The organism is Paludibacter jiangxiensis (genome assembly GCF_001618385.1).
In the GTDB taxonomy this organism is placed as follows: domain Bacteria; phylum Bacteroidota; class Bacteroidia; order Bacteroidales; family Paludibacteraceae; genus Microbacter; species Microbacter jiangxiensis.
Map to the genome: position 1 here is coordinate 396953 of NZ_BDCR01000004.1, position 20271 is coordinate 417223.

At 40.9% G+C, this 20271-nt stretch carries 21 protein-coding genes; 9 read left to right on the forward strand and 12 right to left on the reverse strand.

The annotated features are described in order from the left end of the window. Window positions 1-26: 26 nt before the first annotated feature. From PJIAN_RS11785 to PJIAN_RS11800, 4 genes are all read left to right on the forward strand, one after another. Window positions 27-1967, forward strand: a complete 1941-nt coding sequence (locus PJIAN_RS11785) for a fumarate reductase/succinate dehydrogenase flavoprotein subunit (protein ID WP_068705285.1) — start codon at window positions 27-29, stop codon at window positions 1965-1967. Between the two features lie 5 nt (window positions 1968-1972). Then, complete coding sequence (locus tag PJIAN_RS11790; RefSeq protein WP_068705287.1) at window positions 1973-2728, forward strand: succinate dehydrogenase/fumarate reductase iron-sulfur subunit; 756 nt, start codon at window positions 1973-1975, stop codon at window positions 2726-2728. An 18-nt stretch (window positions 2729-2746) separates the two neighbouring features. Continuing rightward, window positions 2747-3115, forward strand: coding sequence for a VOC family protein (locus PJIAN_RS11795; protein WP_068705289.1), 369 nt, complete (start codon window positions 2747-2749; stop codon window positions 3113-3115). A gap of 159 nt (window positions 3116-3274) precedes the next feature. Next, the gene (locus tag PJIAN_RS11800) at window positions 3275-4540 is read left to right on the forward strand and encodes an adenylosuccinate synthase (RefSeq protein WP_068706445.1); all 1266 of its coding nucleotides are present in this window, start codon (window positions 3275-3277) and stop codon (window positions 4538-4540) included. Between the two features lie 40 nt (window positions 4541-4580). Here the strand turns inward: PJIAN_RS11800 and PJIAN_RS11805 are convergent, their stop codons facing one another. From PJIAN_RS11805 to PJIAN_RS11830, 6 genes are all read right to left on the reverse strand, one after another. Further along, entirely contained in the window at window positions 4581-5615 is a 1035-nt protein-coding gene (locus tag PJIAN_RS11805) for a DHH family phosphoesterase (RefSeq protein WP_068705291.1), read from the reverse strand. 108 nt (window positions 5616-5723) lie between these two features. Continuing rightward, window positions 5724-6281, reverse strand: coding sequence for a DJ-1 family glyoxalase III (locus PJIAN_RS11810; RefSeq protein WP_068705293.1), 558 nt, complete (start codon window positions 6279-6281; stop codon window positions 5724-5726). 9 nt (window positions 6282-6290) lie between these two features. Beyond that, on the reverse strand, window positions 6291-7073 hold the full coding sequence (locus PJIAN_RS11815; protein ID WP_068705295.1) for an energy transducer TonB family protein: 783 nt from the start codon (window positions 7071-7073) through the stop codon (window positions 6291-6293). Between the two features lie 29 nt (window positions 7074-7102). After that, window positions 7103-7510 (reverse strand): ExbD/TolR family protein, encoded by a 408-nt coding sequence (locus PJIAN_RS11820; protein ID WP_068705297.1) that lies wholly within the window; start codon window positions 7508-7510, stop codon window positions 7103-7105. 23 nt (window positions 7511-7533) lie between these two features. Beyond that, entirely contained in the window at window positions 7534-8211 is a 678-nt protein-coding gene (locus PJIAN_RS11825; RefSeq protein ID WP_084252402.1) for a MotA/TolQ/ExbB proton channel family protein, read from the reverse strand. 60 nt (window positions 8212-8271) lie between these two features. Continuing rightward, window positions 8272-8985: a pyridoxine 5'-phosphate synthase gene (locus tag PJIAN_RS11830; RefSeq protein ID WP_068705301.1), complete on the reverse strand. Its 714-nt coding sequence runs from the start codon at window positions 8983-8985 to the stop codon at window positions 8272-8274. 324 nt (window positions 8986-9309) lie between these two features. On the opposite strand from PJIAN_RS11830, the gene PJIAN_RS11835 reads away from it, so the two are divergent. After that, window positions 9310-10188, forward strand: a complete 879-nt coding sequence (locus tag PJIAN_RS11835) for an NAD kinase (protein WP_068705303.1) — start codon at window positions 9310-9312, stop codon at window positions 10186-10188. A gap of 21 nt (window positions 10189-10209) precedes the next feature. Beyond that, window positions 10210-11169 carry a methionyl-tRNA formyltransferase gene (fmt, locus tag PJIAN_RS11840; protein ID WP_068705305.1) on the forward strand — a complete coding sequence of 320 codons (960 nt, stop codon included), beginning with the start codon at window positions 10210-10212 and terminating at the stop codon, window positions 11167-11169. 5 nt (window positions 11170-11174) lie between these two features. Here fmt and PJIAN_RS11845 read toward each other — a convergent pair whose 3' ends face one another. From PJIAN_RS11845 to PJIAN_RS11870, 6 genes are all read right to left on the reverse strand, one after another. Beyond that, entirely contained in the window at window positions 11175-11567 is a 393-nt protein-coding gene (locus PJIAN_RS11845; RefSeq protein ID WP_068705307.1) for an HIT family protein, read from the reverse strand. A 30-nt stretch (window positions 11568-11597) separates the two neighbouring features. Further along, window positions 11598-12068, reverse strand: coding sequence for a transcription elongation factor GreA (gene greA, locus PJIAN_RS11850; protein WP_068705309.1), 471 nt, complete (start codon window positions 12066-12068; stop codon window positions 11598-11600). 154 nt (window positions 12069-12222) lie between these two features. After that, on the reverse strand, window positions 12223-12630 hold the full coding sequence (locus PJIAN_RS11855; protein ID WP_068705311.1) for a hypothetical protein: 408 nt from the start codon (window positions 12628-12630) through the stop codon (window positions 12223-12225). Between the two features lie 54 nt (window positions 12631-12684). Then, on the reverse strand, window positions 12685-13974 hold the full coding sequence (gene metK / locus PJIAN_RS11860; protein WP_068705312.1) for a methionine adenosyltransferase: 1290 nt from the start codon (window positions 13972-13974) through the stop codon (window positions 12685-12687). 308 nt (window positions 13975-14282) lie between these two features. Further along, a complete protein-coding gene (locus PJIAN_RS11865; protein WP_068705313.1) occupies window positions 14283-15794 on the reverse strand; it encodes an OmpP1/FadL family transporter in 1512 nt (503 codons plus the stop codon). Between the two features lie 59 nt (window positions 15795-15853). Further along, window positions 15854-17164: a hypothetical protein gene (locus tag PJIAN_RS11870; protein WP_068705314.1), complete on the reverse strand. Its 1311-nt coding sequence runs from the start codon at window positions 17162-17164 to the stop codon at window positions 15854-15856. A 223-nt stretch (window positions 17165-17387) separates the two neighbouring features. Here PJIAN_RS11870 and prmA point away from each other — a divergent pair, with 223 nt between their 5' ends. The 3 genes from prmA (at window position 17388) to argB (ending at window position 20018) form a co-directional block, all read left to right on the forward strand. Then, window positions 17388-18227 (forward strand): 50S ribosomal protein L11 methyltransferase, encoded by an 840-nt coding sequence (gene prmA, locus PJIAN_RS11875; protein WP_068705315.1) that lies wholly within the window; start codon window positions 17388-17390, stop codon window positions 18225-18227. Window positions 18228-18292: 65 nt separating this feature from the next. After that, entirely contained in the window at window positions 18293-19246 is a 954-nt protein-coding gene (locus PJIAN_RS11880; RefSeq protein WP_068705316.1) for an N-acetylornithine carbamoyltransferase, read from the forward strand. A gap of 4 nt (window positions 19247-19250) precedes the next feature. Beyond that, the gene (argB, locus tag PJIAN_RS11885; protein ID WP_068705317.1) at window positions 19251-20018 is read left to right on the forward strand and encodes an acetylglutamate kinase; all 768 of its coding nucleotides are present in this window, start codon (window positions 19251-19253) and stop codon (window positions 20016-20018) included. The last annotated feature ends 253 nt before the right edge of the window (window positions 20019-20271 follow it).

The following is a 20271-nucleotide window of genomic DNA, read 5'->3' on the forward strand; positions in this document are numbered from 1 at the left end:
TTCAGAATACAATAAACAGATAAGATATGACACAAATTAATTCTAAAATTCCCGAAGGGAAGTTAGCTGAAAAGTGGAACAACTATAAAGCCTCTCAGAAGCTCGTCAACCCGGCAAATAAACGCCGTTTGGACGTTATTGTTGTAGGTACAGGTTTGGCCGGTGCTTCAGCTGCCGCATCACTTGGTGAACTCGGCTTTAATGTTTTGAACTTCTGTATCCAGGATTCACCCCGTCGTGCTCACTCTATTGCTGCACAGGGTGGTATCAATGCTGCTAAAAACTACACAAACGATGGTGACTCTGTTTACCGTCTTTTCTACGATACAATCAAAGGTGGTGACTATCGTGCCCGCGAAGCAAACGTTTATCGTTTGGCCGAAGTTTCCAACTGTATTATTGACCAATGTGTTGCTCAGGGTGTTCCTTTTGCACGCGAATACGGAGGTTTGCTCGACAACCGTTCTTTCGGTGGCGCTCAGGTATCACGTACCTTCTATGCTAAAGGTCAAACAGGACAACAGTTGTTGTTAGGTGCTTATTCCGCTCTTAGCCGTCAGGTTGGTAAAGGTTCTGTAAAACTTTACACCCGTTACGAAATGATGGATGTTGTAGTGGTTGATGGCAAAGCACGCGGTATTATTGCCCGTAACCTTCGCACCGGCCGTTTGGAACGTTTCTTTGGTCACGCAGTAGTTATTGCTACCGGTGGTTATGGAAATACCTTCTTCCTGTCTACAAATGCTATGGGATCTAACGGATCTGCTGCAATTCAGGCATATAAGAAAGGTGCATATTTCGCAAATCCTTGCTACGCTCAGATCCACCCGACCTGTATTCCGGTTCACGGTGAATTCCAGTCGAAACTGACGTTGATGTCAGAATCACTGCGTAACGACGGCCGTATCTGGACTCCGAAAAAGAAAGAAGATGCCGAAGCTATCCGTGCTGGTAAACTGAAACCTACTCAGATTGCAGAAGACGATCGCGATTACTATCTCGAACGTCGTTATCCTGCTTTTGGTAACCTGGTTCCACGTGACGTTGCCTCTCGTGCTGCAAAAGAACGTTGCGATGCCGGTTATGGTGTAGGTACAACAGGTCTCGCCGTTTACCTCGACTTCTCTGAAGCTATCAATCGTCTGGGCCGTGATGTTGTTGAAGCACGTTACGGTAACCTTTTCCAGATGTACTATAAAATCGTTGACGAAAATCCGTACGAAACTCCGATGATGATCTATCCGGCTATCCACTACACAATGGGTGGTATCTGGGTTGATTACGAATGTATGACCAGTGTAGAAGGTCTGTTCGCCATCGGTGAAGCTAACTTCTCTGACCACGGTGCAAACCGTTTGGGTGCTTCTGCTTTGATGCAGGGCTTAGCTGACGGTTATTTCGTATTGCCATTCACTATTCAAAACTATTTGGCTGACGAAATTCGCACACCGCGCATGAGTACCGAAAAAGAAGAATTTGTTGAAGCTGAAAACTCAGTACAATCAAAAATTCAGAAATTGATGTCAATCAAGGGTAACCGTTCGGTTGATTCAATTCACAAAGATTTGGGTCATGTGATGTGGAACTTTGTGGGCATGGGCCGTACAAAAGAAAGCCTTGAAAAAGCGTTGGAAGAGATCAAACAAATCAAGAAAGAATTCTGGAGCAACGTATTCATTCCTGGCGAAAGCGAAGATTTGAATACCGAGCTGGAAAAAGCTCTTCGTGTAGCTGACTTCATCGAAATCGGTTACTTGATGGCGAAAGATGCTCTTCACCGTGAAGAATCTTGCGGTGGTCACTTCCGCGAAGAATACCAGACAGAAGAAGGCGAAGCAAAACGTCAGGACGACAAGTTCTCTTACGTAGCTTGCTGGAAATACGAAGGCGAAGATCAAGAGCCGACTCTTTTGAAAGAACCACTGGTATACGAATCTATTCATGTTCAACAACGGAATTATAAGTAAGCAAAATGGAAAAAACAATTAATATAACCCTGAAAATATGGCGTCAGAAAGGGCCTCAGGCTAAAGGCGCTTTTGAAAGCTACCAGTTGAGCAATATTTCTACCGATAGCTCATTTTTGGAAATGCTCGACGTATTGAACGAAAAGTTAGTTTCTGAGAAAAAAGAACCGGTAGTATTTGACCACGACTGTCGCGAAGGTATCTGCGGTATGTGTTCTCTTTATATCAATGGTCACCCACACGGACCAGATGAAGACGTAACTACCTGTCAGTTGCACATGCGTAAGTTCAAAGACGGCGAAACTATTACCATCGAACCGTGGCGTTCTCGAGCTTTCCCTGTAATCAAAGACCTTATGGTGGATCGTAGCGCTTACGATAAGATTATGCAGGCTGGTGGTTTTATTTCAATCAGCACCGGTGGTGTTCCTGACGCGAATGCAATTCCTATTTCGAAAGAAAAAGCTGACGAAGCTATGGATGCTGCATCTTGCATCGGTTGTGGAGCTTGTGCTGCCGCTTGTAAAAACGGTTCTGCTATGTTGTTCGTTGCTGCTAAAGTTAGCCAGTTGGCTCTGTTGCCACAGGGTAAAATTGAAGCTGCTCGTCGTGCAAAAGCAATGGTTTCTAAAATGGATGAGCTTGGTTTCGGTAACTGTACCAACACAGGTGCTTGCGAAGCTGAATGTCCTAAAAATGTTTCCATTTCGCACATTGCACGTCTGAACCGTGAGTTCCTTGTTGCAAAACTGAAAGACTAATCAGAGCGTTATTTTTCGATGGATTTCAAATTTGTACATAACAACATCAATGTCTTCGATCTTCAGAAGAGCTTGGCCTTTTACGATAAGGCGCTGGGGCTGAAAGAAGTTCGACGGATCAATGCTCCGGATGATAGTTTTATAATCGTATATTTATCGGACAATCAGACAAATCATCGATTAGAATTAACATGGTTAAGGGATCGAACCGAACCCTATGATTTAGGAGATAATGAAATACACATCGCTTTTACGACACAGCATTATCAGGAAGCGCATCAGCTTCACCAGCAAATGGAGTGTATCTGTTTCGAAAATGAAGCAATGGGGATTTATTTCATAGAAGATCCGGATGGATATTGGGTTGAAATCCTACCCGAAAGATAACCTGTAATATATTAACTGCCTCGGATTGTAGCATTACAATTTGAGGCAGTTTTTTGTGCGTGAAACTCTTCTCAAAAGGTTGAAATCTGATAAAAAATCGGTAACTTTACACGCATTTCCACGTAAGATTCATAGTGTATGACTATAAAAAATAAACAAATGAAAGTTGATGTTCTGTTAGGCCTTCAGTGGGGCGACGAAGGAAAAGGAAAAGTAGTTGACGTACTCACACCCAAATATGGTGTGGTGGCTCGATTTCAGGGCGGTCCGAATGCAGGACATACCCTCGAATTCGAAGGTCAGAAATATGTATTAAGATCAATTCCTTCCGGAATTTTTCAGGGCAACAAAATCAATATTATCGGTAATGGGGTAGTGCTTGATCCGGCTCTCTTCAAAGTTGAAGTTGAAGGTCTCGAAGCTTCCGGTCACGATCTGACGAAACGTCTCCTCATTTCAAAGAAAGCTCACTTAATTTTGCCAACACACCGTCTGTTAGATGCAGCCTATGAGGCCGCTAAAGGTGATGCTAAAATTGGAACCACAGGTAAGGGCATCGGTCCGACATACACAGATAAGATTAGTCGTAATGGTGTAAGGGTAGGGGATTTGCTCCATAATTTTGATAAAAAATATGCAGCTGCCATTGCTCGCCATAAGGCTATGCTGGCTCAATACAACTATCCTCTCGATCAATTGGAAACGATTGAAAAAGAATGGTTTGCCGGAATTGAAGTGCTGAAAAAATTCCAATTCATAGATAGCGAGCACGAAGTAAACAACTATATTGCAAAAGGTAATTCAATTCTTGCAGAAGGTGCTCAGGGTACCATGCTTGATATTGATTTCGGTTCTTATCCATTTGTTACTTCGTCAAACACAATTTGTGCAGGAGTTTGCACAGGATTGGGCGTAGCTCCGAGAAATATCGGTGAAGTATTTGGAATTTTCAAAGCATATTGTACCCGTGTGGGTAGTGGTCCTTTCCCTACTGAATTGCACGACGAAATTGGTCAGAAAATCAGAGATTTAGGCCATGAATATGGTTCTGTAACCGGACGTCCGCGTCGTTGTGGCTGGGTCGATTTGGTTGCTTTGAAATATGCGATTATGATCAATGGCGTTACTCAATTAATCATGATGAAGAGCGATGTACTGGACGATTTCGATGCCATCAAAGCTTGTGTAGCTTACAAAATGAATGGAGAGGAAATCGACTATTTCCCTTACGAGGCAGATGATTCTATCGAACCGATTTATGCAGAACTACCGGGCTGGAAATGCGATATGACCAAAATGCAGCATGAAAACGAGTTTCCTGAAGAATTCAATGCTTATGTTGATTTTCTTGAAAAAGAACTCAAGACTCCAATTAAAGTCGTTTCTGTTGGACCCGATAGAAAACAAACAATTTTCAGAGGATAATAATTTATCTGAAGACCAAATAAAAAGAGAGGAATCTTGCTTAGCAGGATTCCTCTAATTCTTTCTGGTAATGGGGGAGTGCCGCCTTCAGTTTTTTAACGGTATCCTTCATCGATTCGTAGCTCTCACCGCCCGAAGCATTTATATGTCCGCCGCCATTAAAAAGCGTAGATGCAACCTTGTTTACCGGGAAAGTTCCCCGTGAACGAAGTGACAGTTTTACCATATCTTTGCCTTCTTTCACCAGCACAGAGAATACAATTCCTTTGATACTCAACGGAATATTTACAAAACCCTCGGTATCACCTTCTTTGTAGTTGAATTTATCGAGTTCGGCTTTTGTTAATGTGATGATTGCAGTATGATATTCGGGCAAGATCTCCATCTTCTGTCCAAGTGTATAGCCCATAAGTCTCAATCTATCAACGGAATACGTATTATAGACTTTTGAGTAAATCGCATCTTTATCTACACCTTTTTTTAGCAGTTCGGAGATGATATAATAGATCTCAGGATCGTTTGAATTAAAAGTAAACGCACCTGTATCCGTCATCATTCCGGAATAGAGACATTCTGCACACGATAAAGTCATTTGCGGAAAGAAACCCATCGAATAAATCAAACGAAAGACCAGTTCCGAAGTAGATGCAATTTTAGGATACGAAATGACTACATTGCAAAAATCATCCGGATCGCGGTGATGGTCAATTAAAATCTTTTTGCATGCAAGATTCTTTACAATGCTGTTTAGATTTCCAATTCTGGTCAATGTGTTAAAATCGAGCGCAAACAACAAATCACATTTCTTCAAGGCAATTTCAGTTTGTTCTTTCATTTCATCATACACCAATACATTTTCTGCGCCGGGCATCCAGGCAAGAAAATCAGGAAAACGATTCGGAACGATTACCGAAACTTTTTTTCCGCATGTTAGTAAATGTTGATACAATCCGAGTGCCGATCCAACGGCATCACCATCCGGACTCATGTGTGTAACGATTGCAATTTGCTTTGCATTTTCGATCTGTGATAAAGTTTCGTCAACTTTGTGCTTATCTATAATCTTAGTGAGCATTCGATATTTCCGTTTATGTGTTTTGTCCTGTCCAAATATTCAAATTTGAGTCAATTCAAATTTCCTATAATTAATATTATGTTAAGTAGAATTGACAAGGGCGAAGAGTTACCTCATTAGCATTCCCTGAGCAATTTTATCTGCTACCTCTTTCCCCTGGAGAATTTCTACCAACTGAAGACCGAACTCAATGGCAAAAGCTGGTCCTTTAGCCGTAACCACATTTCCGTCTTTTACGGTCCCATTATTTGAAAGCACAGCTCCCGTTAATTCATTTTCGAATCCGGGATAACAAGTTGCATTCTTTCCGTTCAATATATTAAGATGTCCAAAAACTTTTGGCGCGGCACAAATTGCTGCAACCAATTTATTCTGTTCAAAATGTGCCTGAAGTAATTTTCCTAGTGCTTCGTGATTTTGAAGATTTTGCGCACCAGGCATTCCACCTGGCAGAATTAGTAGCTCACTACCGTCAAAAGCTACATCTTCAAAAAAAGTATCCGCCACAATATTAATGTTGTGGGCTCCGGTAACTTTCAGATCTTTTGTGATCGAAACGATTGTCACAGGTACGTTCCCCCTTCGGAGAACATCAATAGTAGCAACCGCTTCAATCTCCTCAAAGCCATTGGCTAAAAAGATAAATGTCCCTTTCCTATTTAACATAATATTTCCCTATTTAAGAATGAAACGATATGTAATTGTTCCTATAGCTTCATTGGAACCGGAAGAAAATTTACTTCTGCGGGCAGCTTGTAATGCTGCTTCACGAAGTGCATCGCTGGATGTTGTCGCCGAGCCAATATATGCTCTGATTACATTTCCATCCTTATTAACAGTCACATTCACAGTTACTTTTCCTTCATCATTAGAATTGTATGAAGGACTGGGTGTTGATGTTATCGATCGCCCTGAAACATTGGCGACCACACTTCCGGTACCTCCGACTTTACCTAAGGGATTTCCTTTTATGCCATCTCCTTTCTGTCCGTCTCCGCTACCATTACCGTGATTTGAACCGAATACACTGCCCATTTTTCTGGCTTTATCGGTAATAGCCGCCTGTTGTGCAGCCTGAGCTTTCACTTGCTGCTGCTTCATCAGTTCCTGCTGAATCTTTTTTCTGTTATCTTCCAGCTCTTTAGCGGTCTGTTTTTTGACAGTTGTTTTCTTTTTTTCTACTGTTTGCACAGGAGATTCATTAGCCTGTGTAGCTAAGTTTTCGTCATCACTGGCCTGTTGTTTTGTGTGAGATGGAGGAGGTGGAACTGCCTGAGTAGGAGGTGCAGGATTAGTAACAGCAGCCCCTACCCCATCTTCCGCATCTCCGAGATTGATTTCTACCGGCTCAGTGTAATTGTCCTGAATGGAGACAATTCGAACCAGAAAAAATAAAAGCAATAACAGGGTTGCAAATAAAGTTGTACCTGTAAGACCGTATATTTTTGATTTCCTCATATTTACGTTTGTTCAACAGTTACAACCGTTTACTCTTTTTGGGTAGCCAAAATCATTTTAACATGTAATTGGTGTCCAATGTCCAATACCGAAACCAAATCCTGTAATTGGATGGTACGGTCAGCACGTAATATAACGGTAGCATCGGATGTATTTGCAACCATCTGTTGTATTGTCGGTTGAATTTGTACAAGTGCTATAGGAAGGTCGTTCAAATAATAGCGCAAACCTTCAGGATCTTCTTTGATAGAGATATTGATGGTTTGTTTCGACATTTTTTGCACATTGGCCGTTGCTTTTGGTAATACCAATTGAATAACCGATGGGTTTACAAGAGTAGAAACAATCAGGAAGAAAAGCAACAGAAAAAACATGATGTCATTCAACGAAGCCGTATAGACTTCGGGTTGCATTTCCCGTTTACGTTTGATAATCATACGATAAAGTATTAAAAGTCTGATTATTTATTACGAAGCAAATTCAGGAACTGATTGCTCTGACGTTCCATGCTGGAAATGATTCGGTCGATACGGCCGTTGAGAATATGATAGGCCGAGAATGCAATAATACCAACCAACAGACCGGCGGCCGAAGAGATCATCTTTTGATAAAGACCTCCGGAGATACCACCAATACTGATATTGTCGGTCAATGAAATGCTATAGAAAATTTTGATAACCCCGAAAATTGTTCCAAGAAAACCGAACATCGGAGCAACAGAAGAGATAATGGCTAAATAATTCATGCCCTGGCTCATGTCATCCACCTGTTGGCGGGCTTCTGCTTCCATCGAATCTTTGATGTCGCTTACCGGGTTACCAAGATTTTTCAATCCACAGGTAAGTACCTCTCCAATAGGCATATTGCTGCTTTCGCAAACTGTAATGGCTTTGTCTATATTGCCTTCTTTTAGCATCGGGGCAATCTTATCTACCAGATTCTTAGTTTTTGACGATTTATGTAGTTCAAATGAACGAACAATAATGACGTAAACAGCTACTAAAAGCAAAAATGCAATAGGAGCTAAAATCCAACCACCTTTTAAGACGATGTCAAACATAGTTTCGGTTTTTTCAGAAGTAACCGGAGTTGTGGTAGGAAGCTGTGCAACAGCCTGCAGGATAAGCATTAAGTTCATGGGAAAATAAATGATTTAATTTTACGACAGAATAGTTTTATGCCCAAAGGCACAAATTAATTACAATAACTGCTTTTTATATGAATTTATTGTTTGTTCCAAACCTAAATATAAGGCATCACAAATGAGTGCATGACCTATTGATACTTCGGCCATCCAGGGAATGTTCTTGTGAAGGTAGCTAAGATTCACCAGACTTAAATCGTGACCTGCATTAACACCCAAACCCACTTCACGAGCTACCTTTGCAGCTTCAACAAAGGGAGCAACTGCCTGGTCTGGAGAAAGAACGTAATTTGTAGCATAAGGTTCTGTATACAATTCAATTCTATCGGTTTCAGTCAACGCGGCATTACGTATATTATCAGGGTTGGTATCAATAAAGATTGACACACGAATGCCGTGCGATTGAAATTCCGCTACAACTTCTTTTAGAAAGGCTGCATGCGCAATTGTATCCCATCCGGCACTGGAGGTAATGGCATCGTGAGCATCCGGCACTAATGTTACCTGTTCGGGTTTGACCTTACAAACCAAATCTATAAATTCAGGTGAAGGATAACCTTCAATATTGAATTCGGTAGTAACAATCGGACGCAATGCATATACGTCAGCATAACGAATATGTCGCTCATCAGGTCTTGGATGTACGGTTATGCCTTCAGCCCCAAATAATTGACAATCAGTTGCAACTTTTAACACATCCGGCGCGTTGCCTCCTCTTGCATTACGAAGAGTTGCTATTTTGTTGATATTAACACTTAACTTCGTCATTAAATTTTTCTGCTATATTTGTAAGTATGATACGCATTTTGTTTCTTTGCATATCGGTTGGTTATAGAGACAAAGTTAAGGAAAAAACCAGCAACCACCAAGATTGCTTTTTCTTAATTGATGATTTATCCAAAAATAGTATTGTGTTTATAATCTTTGTAATCAATAGATTGCTTCTACGAATCGCCTTCCGTATCATTTAAAATATATAAAAATGAAATGATCATGTTGCTTCACAACACCTCAGGGTTCCCTATTGCTATCGGGAAATAATTTCAGCAACATGCAGTTCCATATGTCATTAAACAAGAAAATTATAATCATATGAAAATAGCTCTCTTCGGAAATACTTTTCGTCAGGAAGCCATAGATACTGCAACGCATTTATTGACAACCTTACAAAAGAAAAATATTGAGGTATTGATTGAAGCATCGTTTTTTGATTTTCTGAAGAACGCGGGATGCGATATTACAGTTTCACCAGAGAATACAATTAATGATGGAGATTTCTCCGCGGATATAGCTCTGAGCCTTGGAGGAGATGGTACGTTTCTGAATACGGCAAAACATGTTGGAAGTAAAGGAATTCCCATTTTAGGAATTAACGCCGGGCGTTTGGGGTTTTTGAGCGATGTGGCGGACAATGAAATTGAGGCTGCTCTTGATGAGATTGTTAATCATCAATATCAAATTGAAGAACGTTCTGTACTACAATTAATAACAGATAATTCAGATTGGCAGGAATATGCTTTTGCGTTGAACGAAATTGCATTGCTAAAGCAAGATACGTCATCTATGATGACCATTCATGTTAGCGTCAAAGGAGAATTATTGAATTCCTACAGGGCTGACGGTTTGATTATTTCTACTCCTACCGGTTCCACTGCCTATTCTATGAGTGTTGGTGGCCCGATTGTTGTCCCTCAATCAAACACGTTCATTCTTGCGCCGGTAGCCTCTCACACATTGAGTATAAGACCTTTAATTATCCCGGATAATTGGGAACTGGAAATTTCCATCAGCAGCCGCTCTAAAAGTTTTCTTGTGGCCCTTGACGGACGTTCCGATGTTTTTCCCCAAAGCACCAACCTGAAAATACGGAAAGCGGAGCATACGGTCAAAGTATTGAAGAGAGCCAACCACACTTTCTTTAATACGCTAAAATCCAAATTAATGTGGGGTGCTGACAAACGAATGGAATAATTGCAGATTTAAGATATACTGATGAATAAGAAAGATTTAAGGATAGTTTATATGGGTACTCCCGACTTTGCTGTGGAGAGCCTTCGTGTTTTAGTGGAAAATGATTATAATGTTGTGGGTGTGATTACTATGCCCGACAAACCAGCCGGGCGTGGATACAAAATCCAATTCTCACCGGTCAAACAATATGCATTAGAAAAAGGGTTAACTCTCTTACAACCGGAAAAACTGAAAGATCCTGTTTTTCTGGACGAATTAAAATCATTAAATGCTGATTTACAGATTGTGGTTGCATTTCGGATGCTTCCTGAGGCTGTTTGGAATATGCCTCGTTTTGGAACTTTCAACCTTCATGCATCACTTTTACCTCAATATCGTGGTGCCGCTCCAATCAACTGGGCGGTTATCAACGGTGATACTGAAACCGGAGTAACGACATTCTTTCTGACTCACGAAATTGACACCGGAAATATTATTTTACAAGAAAAAGTAGCTATTGAAGAAACAGAAAACGCTGGGGATATTCATGATAAACTCATGATAACTGGATCTAAGCTGGTACAAAAGACTGTGGATATGATCATTGATGAGAATGTATCTTCTATGCCCCAGCCTGCAACTATGACATTGAAAGCGGCCCCGAAAATTTTCAAAGAGACCTGCAAAATTGATTGGAACCAAAATACTGCGACTGTCTATAATTTTATCCGGGGATTAGCACCCTACCCTGCCGCATGGTCTTTATTGAAGACAGAAAACGGAGACGAACTGAATGTTAAAATCTTTGAAACGGAAAAAGAGCTAACAACGCATACGCTTACCTGCGGGAGTATCGTGATTGAATCTCCCAAGCAGGTAAAAGTAGCTGTTATTGATGGTTTTATCCGGTTGAAAAGTATTCAGGTAGCCGGAAAGAAAAGAATGTCTGTTGAAGACTTTTTACGCGGAAATAAGCTTACGGAAGCTTATAAATTTGAATAAGGACGCTAAGCAAAAAAACTGATATTATAAGCTAAGCTCTTCATCTCTTCGGGTGAGAGCTTTAGCTTTTCTTTTGCAAAATTGATGTCGGCTTCCGAATTCAGGGGTACCAAATGTATGTGGGCATGTGGCACATCAAGTCCGATGACAGCAACGCCTACTCTTTTACAGGGAACAGCCTTTTCGATAGCCTTTGCAACTTTCTTGGCAAAAAGAATATAGGCCTGAAGGGTTACATCATCCAGATTGAAGAGGTAATCCTCTTCAATTTTCGGAACCACCAACGTGTGTCCCTTGGCGACGGGATTAATATCAAGGAATGCAAAAAAACGATCGTCTTCTGCCACTTTATAGCACGGTATTTCGCCTGCAATAATACGAGAAAAAATAGTTGCCATAATTGTTAGTTTTATTGACCTGTTCGATTGTTAAATTGAAATATCTACAATCTCAAAAGGAATAATACCTGATGGCACTTTTACCTGAACAGTATCACCAACTTTCTTACCCATCAAACCCTGACCGATTGGTGTGCTAACCGACAACTTACCTTCTTTCAGATTAGCTTCACTTTCAGAAACCAACATGTAAGTCATAACCTGCCCGTTATTTTGATTTTTAATTTTGACTTTATTCAAAATTTGTACACTATCGGTATTCAATGTGCTTTCATCAATTACACGGGCATTGGCCAAAGTGTCTTTCATTTTTGCAATTTTCATTTCAAGCAGACCCTGAGCTTCTTTTGCGGCATCATATTCTGCATTTTCAGACAAGTCGCCTTTGTCGCGGGCTTCGGCAATCTGACGCGAGATAGCTGGCCGTTGTACACTCTCCAATTGATTAATCTCTTCCAATAGCTTTTTGTAACCCTCCTGGGTCATATACGATGTTGCCATGGTAAAACCTGTTTTTATTGTAATTGATTGAAAATAAAAAGAATTCCGACTATTGCCGGAACTCTTTTCTTATTTTGTTATACTAAAATGTTCGTTGAATAATTACGCTACAAAGATACTGATTTTTTCTTTCTGATAATATCGCCTGAAAAAATTAAAATTTTCGGCTAAAGATTTCACTAAAAATAATTCCTCTTTTTATTTCATCGTAATCAGAAAAATCAGGCAAAGAAATTTTTTCCTGCTCTTCGGTATCGTTTAATGTTGTTGATACAACAGGCGCTATTTTTACAACTGTGTCTTTATGTAACTTCTTTTCTTCGTCCAGAAAAGGTTGAGACTTATGTTGAACAGTCTCTTTTTGGTATTCCGGAACGTGAGACAGCACCTGATCTTTATCCATTGTCAGCTCTCTTATTACATCTTCCCAACTTTGTGCAGGAGTAGATGGTGCTGATGGCTCAGATTCCGCTCTCTTAGTTTTCTTCTTGGACAATATACTGCTCAAAACCGCAATAATGACAGCAATAACATAAATGATATTTCCTGAATTATCGGCCATGTTTATCGGTGTTTTGAACTGTAAAGATACACAAATATATAAAAATTCAACGGCTTAAAGAGAAAATTCTTCGCGAATTTTGTCCACGTAATCCAATTTTTCCCAAGTAAACAGTTCTACTTCTTTTTCAATAGTATCAGTGTAACGAGAAGAAAAAGTTTTTTTTACTACCTGCGGTTCGCGACCCATATGTCCGTATGATGCAGTCTCAGAGTAGATAGGATTTCTTAGCTTCAATCGTTGTTCAATTGCTTTCGGACGCAAATCAAACAGCTTTTCCAAACGAAGAGCTATTTCTTCATCTCTCATTTCTACATTGGCTCTTCCATATGTATTTACATATACGCTAAGAGGTTGAGCCACACCAATAGCATAGGAAACCTGGACCAGAATTTCATCGGCAACACCCGCAGCAACCGCATTTTTTGCGATATGACGCGCAGCATATGCTGCAGAACGGTCTACTTTTGAAGGATCTTTTCCAGAGAATGCACCTCCTCCGTGAGCGCCTTTGCCTCCGTAGGTGTCAACAATAATTTTACGCCCTGTCAATCCGGTGTCACCATGCGGGCCGCCGATAACAAATTTGCCGGTCGGATTAACGTGCAAAATATAATTGTCATCGAGCAACTTTTTCCATTCAGGATTCTTTGCCAATACCCTGGGGATAAGAATATTTTTCACATCTTCCTTGATTTTAGCTACCATTTCTTCGTCGGCTTCAGCCTGAGTTTTGCCGTTTCCTGCCAACACAAACTCATCATGTTGAGTGGAAACCACAATGGTGTGAATGCGTTGTGGCACGCCATCTTCTGAATACTCTACAGTAACCTGTGATTTGGCATCAGGACGCAAATAACCAATTTCTTTAGCTTCGCGACGTAAAATAGCCAATTCGATTAATAATTGATGCGACAATTCCAGAGGCAGAGGCATGTAGTTTTCTGTCTCTTTTGTAGCATAACCAAACATCATGCCCTGATCACCGGCACCCTGATTGAGAGGTTCTGCTCGTTCAACACCACGGTTGATATCGTCTGACTGTTCGTGAAGAGCAGAAAAAACACCGCAAGCATCACCGTCAAATTTATATTCGCTCTTTGTATAGCCAATCTTATTGATTACCTGACGGGCTACTTCCTGTACATCAACATAAGCACTCGATTTAACTTCACCTGCTAATACTACCTGACCTGTTGTAACTAAGGTTTCACAGGCTACTTTTGAATTTTCATCGAATGCCAGAAAATTATCCAGAATTGCATCGGAAATCTGGTCGGCAACCTTGTCAGGATGCCCTTCAGAAACTGATTCTGAAGTAAATAAATAATTCGTCGTCTTCATTTAGATAATACTTTATTAAACTAACAATAAAAGCATGAAATCGTTTCACGCCTTGTCATGCTATGAATAAAATTTGGTTGGGATAAAAAGGCAATGCTTAAGTAGCACTGCATTAACGAGAAAGAATCACGTTTTAGCATTTTTTTCCGTGGTTGCAAGCAATCAAATCTATCCACTATTTTGACGATGCAAAGTTACGTCATTTTGTTCTAATTGCAAATAATCTCTGCTGAAAATATTAGCGTTCAATAAAAAAGCCTGCATTTCTAATCGAAACACAGGCCCCTTGTAAATTATTCTACAGAAAATTAATAGCGCAAGCCAATGGTAAAGGCTAAATTGCTATTATGCGTAGTCAATCTTGCCGGAGCTAAATTGATATCGTCATATGGGTAAAAGTCCTGTTTCTGATTACTCAACACATATGCAAGGTCGAAGTTCCAGTTGTTATAGCGGAACCCGATACCTGCCGTAAAGTTCTGGGTATTTACATCCAGAAAATATTCGCTGTCGGTACGTACTGAGTTGTTTGCTAAAACTCTGTAGGCATCAGGTTTAGTTGCCGGAGAAATATAGTTGTATCCTAAACGTAATGCTATATTATCAGTTGCACGGAATTCTCCTCCAACTTTAAAACTGCTTACCGATTTCATATTTGCTTTTACACCTTCGTTTTCAAATTCAAACGACTGACTGTCTCCATCCTGATTTTTTAATTTCATAGTGGTAAAATCCTGATACTGGTAATCAAAGCTTAGAATTCCTTTTTTACCTAATACAGCAGCTAAACCAAAAGTATAGTAAGACGGCGTTTGAACTTTATACTTACTGTAACCGCCTTCATCCGGAGTCGATATTGTACCTTTCCGTTCTGTGTCGTAATTTAACGATGCGTAATAATTATCCGTCATGTTATAAAACATTGGGGTATGATATGCAAAACCTAAACGCAGGAAATCTACCGGGCGCACAATAACGCCTAATTTTACGTCAAATCCTGATCCTGTAGTATAGATTTCATTTCTGAGATTCATACTTCCTCCGGAACCAAAAGTTTCTCCATAGTTGCTTATCAGTGAATAGTTCAGACTTTGCCATCCGATAGAAGCACCCAAATAAACGATATTGGAAATATTTCCAGCGTAACCAATGCTGTATTGGTCAATATATCCTCTCTCAGAATAGCTATAAGACGGACGAACTGTTTCTGTAGTACCTAACAATGTTGTCCACTGATTCGTTCCACTCGAACTCGGATTAATCAGGTACCCTTCATATCCCAATACTGAGATCCATGGAATACTTGTATTGTTGAATGGATCATTGGACGATTGAAGAGCTGATTCGGGAATTCCACCTGTACGATAAGCTATATTATCGGTCAAAGATGAAAGCTGGTTAGCACCAGAAACTACCCCATTCCTGTTAAAAGACTTTAGGCGGTCAAACGTAAAGCTCAGGGCAGAACTATACTGATCGGTACCAGGAATTGTTGCAACTATAGACAAGTTATTGAAATGCGCAAAGATATTATTGTCGCTGTTAGTTACACCTTTCCATGTAGAATTTGAAGAATTATTCATCATATTCAGAGTCGCGGTTAACTCCGAACTCCTATATACTCCTAAACCTGCAGGATTGAGTGAAATTGCAGAGGCATCACCTCCCAGAGCCGTAAAGGCGCCACCCATACCCATGTAACGTGCAGTTCCTTTTAATTGTGTTTGCGAAGCTTTAAGTGCATCAAATTCATCTTGAGCATGAATGACGGCAACAAAGCCTAGTAACAAACCTAATGAAAGCAAACTCTTTTTTATCATAATATATTTGTTTTAATAATGATATCTATTTTACATTCGTTTCTACTTTAGGCGATCGGTTAACGACGGCCACCTCCGCTACTACTGCTACGCGAACCACCACCTGAATAACTTCCACTACTTCCTGAAGAGTAGCTTGATCTGCTGCCCGACGAGTAACTGGACGAACTACTGTTATAGTCAGAAGATGAAGATCTTCTGCTACTATTGTCGTAGTTGCTACTATTGCTGGATGAGCTTCTTGATTCGCTATTGTTGCGGGTAGAATAGCCAGATGATGGAACTGATACAGTTTCAGAGCTGCGACGACTGCCTGCTCCACTGGAATAATTTCCTCGTGAATTATAAGAAGGAGCACTGGTGACACTGCTACCCATTGAACGACTGCCTCCGCTAACAGTAGCACTGGTTGTGCCAGCAGCACGGCTACCGCTGTTTACATTATAGCCTCTATTTGAAAGGAAATTATTCCAAAATGTAGTGTTCTGATTGCTGCCTCTTGTACCGATTGTATTGCTACGTGTGCCCGAGGTTGAAGAACTGAATGAACTACGACTGCTTCTTGATCCTGTAGTAGAAGAAGCAAAGCGCGAGCCGGTCATTGAACTGCGAGCAGTTCCTGTTGCAGCCTGTCTTCTGCTGTCAGCAGTATAGTTATATGGAACAGAGCGTCCCCAATTGCCACCATACCAACCTCCATATCCGTAGGAGTATGGATAACCGCCCCATCCATAATAAGGATATCCCCAGCTGTAATATCCACCGTAATATGGATAATCCCAACCAAAGCCAGAACTCCAACCGAAGCTCCAATCCCAGTAAGGATCATACCAGCTGGAATACCACGGAGAATACCAGTTATTCCAGTATCCACTATAACCCATATACTCGCCGTATTGATAATGGCGATATCCGCCGTAAGGCCATCCCCAGCCAAAATTGTCATAAACATTTACAGTCCAGTTTACGTTATCGAGAGGATATGCACCGTTTTCGTCACCATCGTTGATGATAATAGTACCATCAGGATTATGGAAACGTTTGATCCTGTTTGCATATTCGCCATTAGCAATTCCGACTTTAGAGCTGTCTATAACCGGTTCCTGGTTATCTCCGGAATAATAAACGGTATCGCCATTCATATTCCTTACCACAACAATATCTTTTCCTCCCACTCTTGTCGATTCAATTTTGTATTGATCGTTGTTTGGAGCAGAAGATTCAGCATTTTGAACTACAGGTTTTGCCTGTTGTGTCTGCAATGGTTTGTCTTTTCCGGGTTTATAATAAAGGTCATCGTAAAGATCTTGCCCGAACACAAATGCCGGAAGCGACATCAGGGCGGCTACGAAAAACACTTTTGCTTTCATGATTATATCTCCTTTTCTTTAAGGGTGAATTTTTACCTTTTTATATTAGACAGAATTGTAATCTTCCGGTTTAATTTTTTGGAAAAGATTTCAATATAGAACGTTTTCGGTCTCAGAATTATTATCTAAGTTTGTATACTTTTTTATTATGGGCAAAGTTATACCAAAAGCCCTGTGAATAATACATTTCGCTTGTATTTTAACGAAAATAAACCAAACACTGATGGATTACATTGAACTCACATTATCTCTTAACAATTCGCGAGGTTTTGAGAACGATATAGTATCTGCAACACTCGCTGAAATCGGATATGAGAGCTTTGTCTATACAAATGACGGAATGAAAGCCTATTGTGCTGCATCGTTATTTGATGAAAAAGACCTAAAAAACTGGAAAGAAACTTTACCTTGTGATATTGAAGTTGAATATACCTTCGAGCTGATAAAGGATAAGAACTGGAATGAAGAGTGGGAAAAGCACTATTTTTCTCCTATCGTGATTGGCGATGATTGTGTGATTCACAGCTCATTTCACACAGATGTGCCCAAAGCGAAATACGATATTTTGATTGATCCTAAAATGTCATTCGGTACTGGTCATCATGAGACGACAAGCCTTATTATCGGTGAATTGATAAAGATGAATCTAGCCGGCAAATCGCTCCTTGACATGGGGTGCGGAACGGGAGTACTAGCGATTCTGGCTGCCATGAAAGGAGCACAACCAATTACAGCTATTGATATTGACGAATGGGCTTACGATAATACAGTTGAGAATATACGTCTGAATGGTTATCCTGATATAGAAATAGCCAAAGGCGGTGCTGAATTGCTTTCCGGACGCAAGTTCGATATTATCCTTGCCAACATAAATCGTAATATTCTTCTCAATGATATGAAACATTACGCAGCTTGTCTTTCTTCAGGAGGCTTACTACTAATGAGCGGATTTTACAAGACTGATATGCCTGCTATTGAAGCTGAAGCTACGGAAAATGGACTGACTTTTATAAAATTTGAAGAAAAAAATAACTGGGTAACCACGGTATACGAAAAACGTTGATACGTTGAATTTTTGAAGCGTTGACAAAAGGTATATTGCAACGATTACACACTTAAACACTGATTATGAAGACTTACACGAACGTAAAAGATTTGGGTGACCTGAAAGCTGCGGTTGCCGAAGCGCTTGAGATAAAGAAAAACCGTTACGCATATAAACATCTGGGCGAGAATAAAACGCTGTTGATGGTATTTTTCAATTCGAGCTTGCGTACGCGCCTGAGCACCCAAAAAGCCGGAATGAACCTTGGGATGAACACTATTGTGCTGGATGTCAATCAGGGCGCATGGAAACTCGAAACTGAACGGGGTGTTATTATGGATGGTGATAAAACCGAACATCTGCTCGAAGCTATTCCTGTTATGGGATGCTATTGCGATATTATAGGCGTACGTTCGTTCGCACAGTTTGAAAGCAAAGAATACGACTATAACGAAACCATTATCAACCAGTTTATAAAATATTCCGGTCGTCCCGTTTTTAGCATGGAAGCGGCTACAGGGCACCCTCTGCAGGCTTTTGCCGATTTGATTACCATTGAGGAGTATAAAAAAGCCAAACGTCCGAAGGTTGTTCTGACTTGGGCACCCCACCCTAAGGCTTTGCCTCAGGCCGTTCCTAATTCATTTGCCGACTTTATGAATGACGCAGATGTGGATTTTGTGATTACGCACCCGCACGGTTACGAACTGGATGAAAAATTTGTTCGTGGTGCTCGTGTGGAATACAATCAGGATAAAGCATTGGCTGGTGCCGACTTTGTTTATGCCAAAAACTGGGCCGCTTATACGGATCCTAACTATGGGCAAATATTGAGCAAAGATCGTTCGTGGACGGTAAGTACAGAAAAGATGGCGTTGACTAACAACGCTTACTTTATGCACTGCCTGCCGGTGCGTCGCAACATGATTGTGACCGATGATGTAATTGAAAGTCCGCAATCGATAGTGATTCCGGAAGCTGCCAACCGTGAGATTTCGGCGCAGGTAGTTTTGAAACGCATGCTTGAAAACCTGTAAATCGATGGAAAAACTGACAATTGTAAAAGTTGGCGGAAAAATAGTAGAAGAAGAAACTTCACTTAAACAACTTTTGAGCGATTTTGCAGCTATCGAGGGTCATAAGGTGTTAGTTCACGGCGGAGGACGCTCGGCGACCGCTATTGCAGCCAAACTGGGCATTGAGAGCGTAATGGTCAATGGCAGGCGTGTGACCGATGCCGAAACGCTAAAAGTGGTGACTATGGTCTACGGCGGTTTGGTCAACAAAAACATTGTGGCACAGTTGCAGGCAATGGAGATCAACGCGCTCGGACTGACAGGTGCCGATATGAACTATATGCTTTCAGCCAAACGTCCGGTGGGCGAAGTGGATTACGGCTTTGTGGGTGATGTAAAGTCGGTGAATGCCGGTTTGCTGGCCGATCTGATTTCAAAAGACATTGTACCGGTATTGGCTCCGCTTACGCACGACAAACAGGGGCATCTCCTCAATACCAATGCAGACACCATTGCCGGAGAAGCAGCCAAAGCGCTGGCTAAATTTTTCGACTTAACGTTGGTCTATTGCTTTGAAAAGAAAGGCGTTTTGCGCGACGAGCACGATGACGACAGCGTGATTGCAGAAATAGACAAAGAGGCTTTTGCGCAATATGTTGCCGACGGAGTGATTCAGGGTGGAATGATTCCCAAACTGGAGAATGCTTTCGAAGCAATTGATGCCGGGGTTAGTCAGGTGATTATCACTAAAGCTGATGCTATAGACGGAACATCGGGCACCAAGGTGAAGTAGCAATATCCATTCACAACATACGAACAGAACCATTAAGAAATAAAAAGGTCTAAAGAGAACAACTCAACAGCCTTGGTTTCTTAATGGTTTTTTGTTTGTACAACGTTAGAGCTACGCCCCTCGCTTTTTTGGGAGTCGCTGGTGTATTACCAAGACAACAGGGCTAACGCCCCTATTCCAGTTTAAACAAAATCATTGAGGCATTAAGAAGCATGAAGGAATCTTCTCAATAATCTTAATGTCTTAATAGATT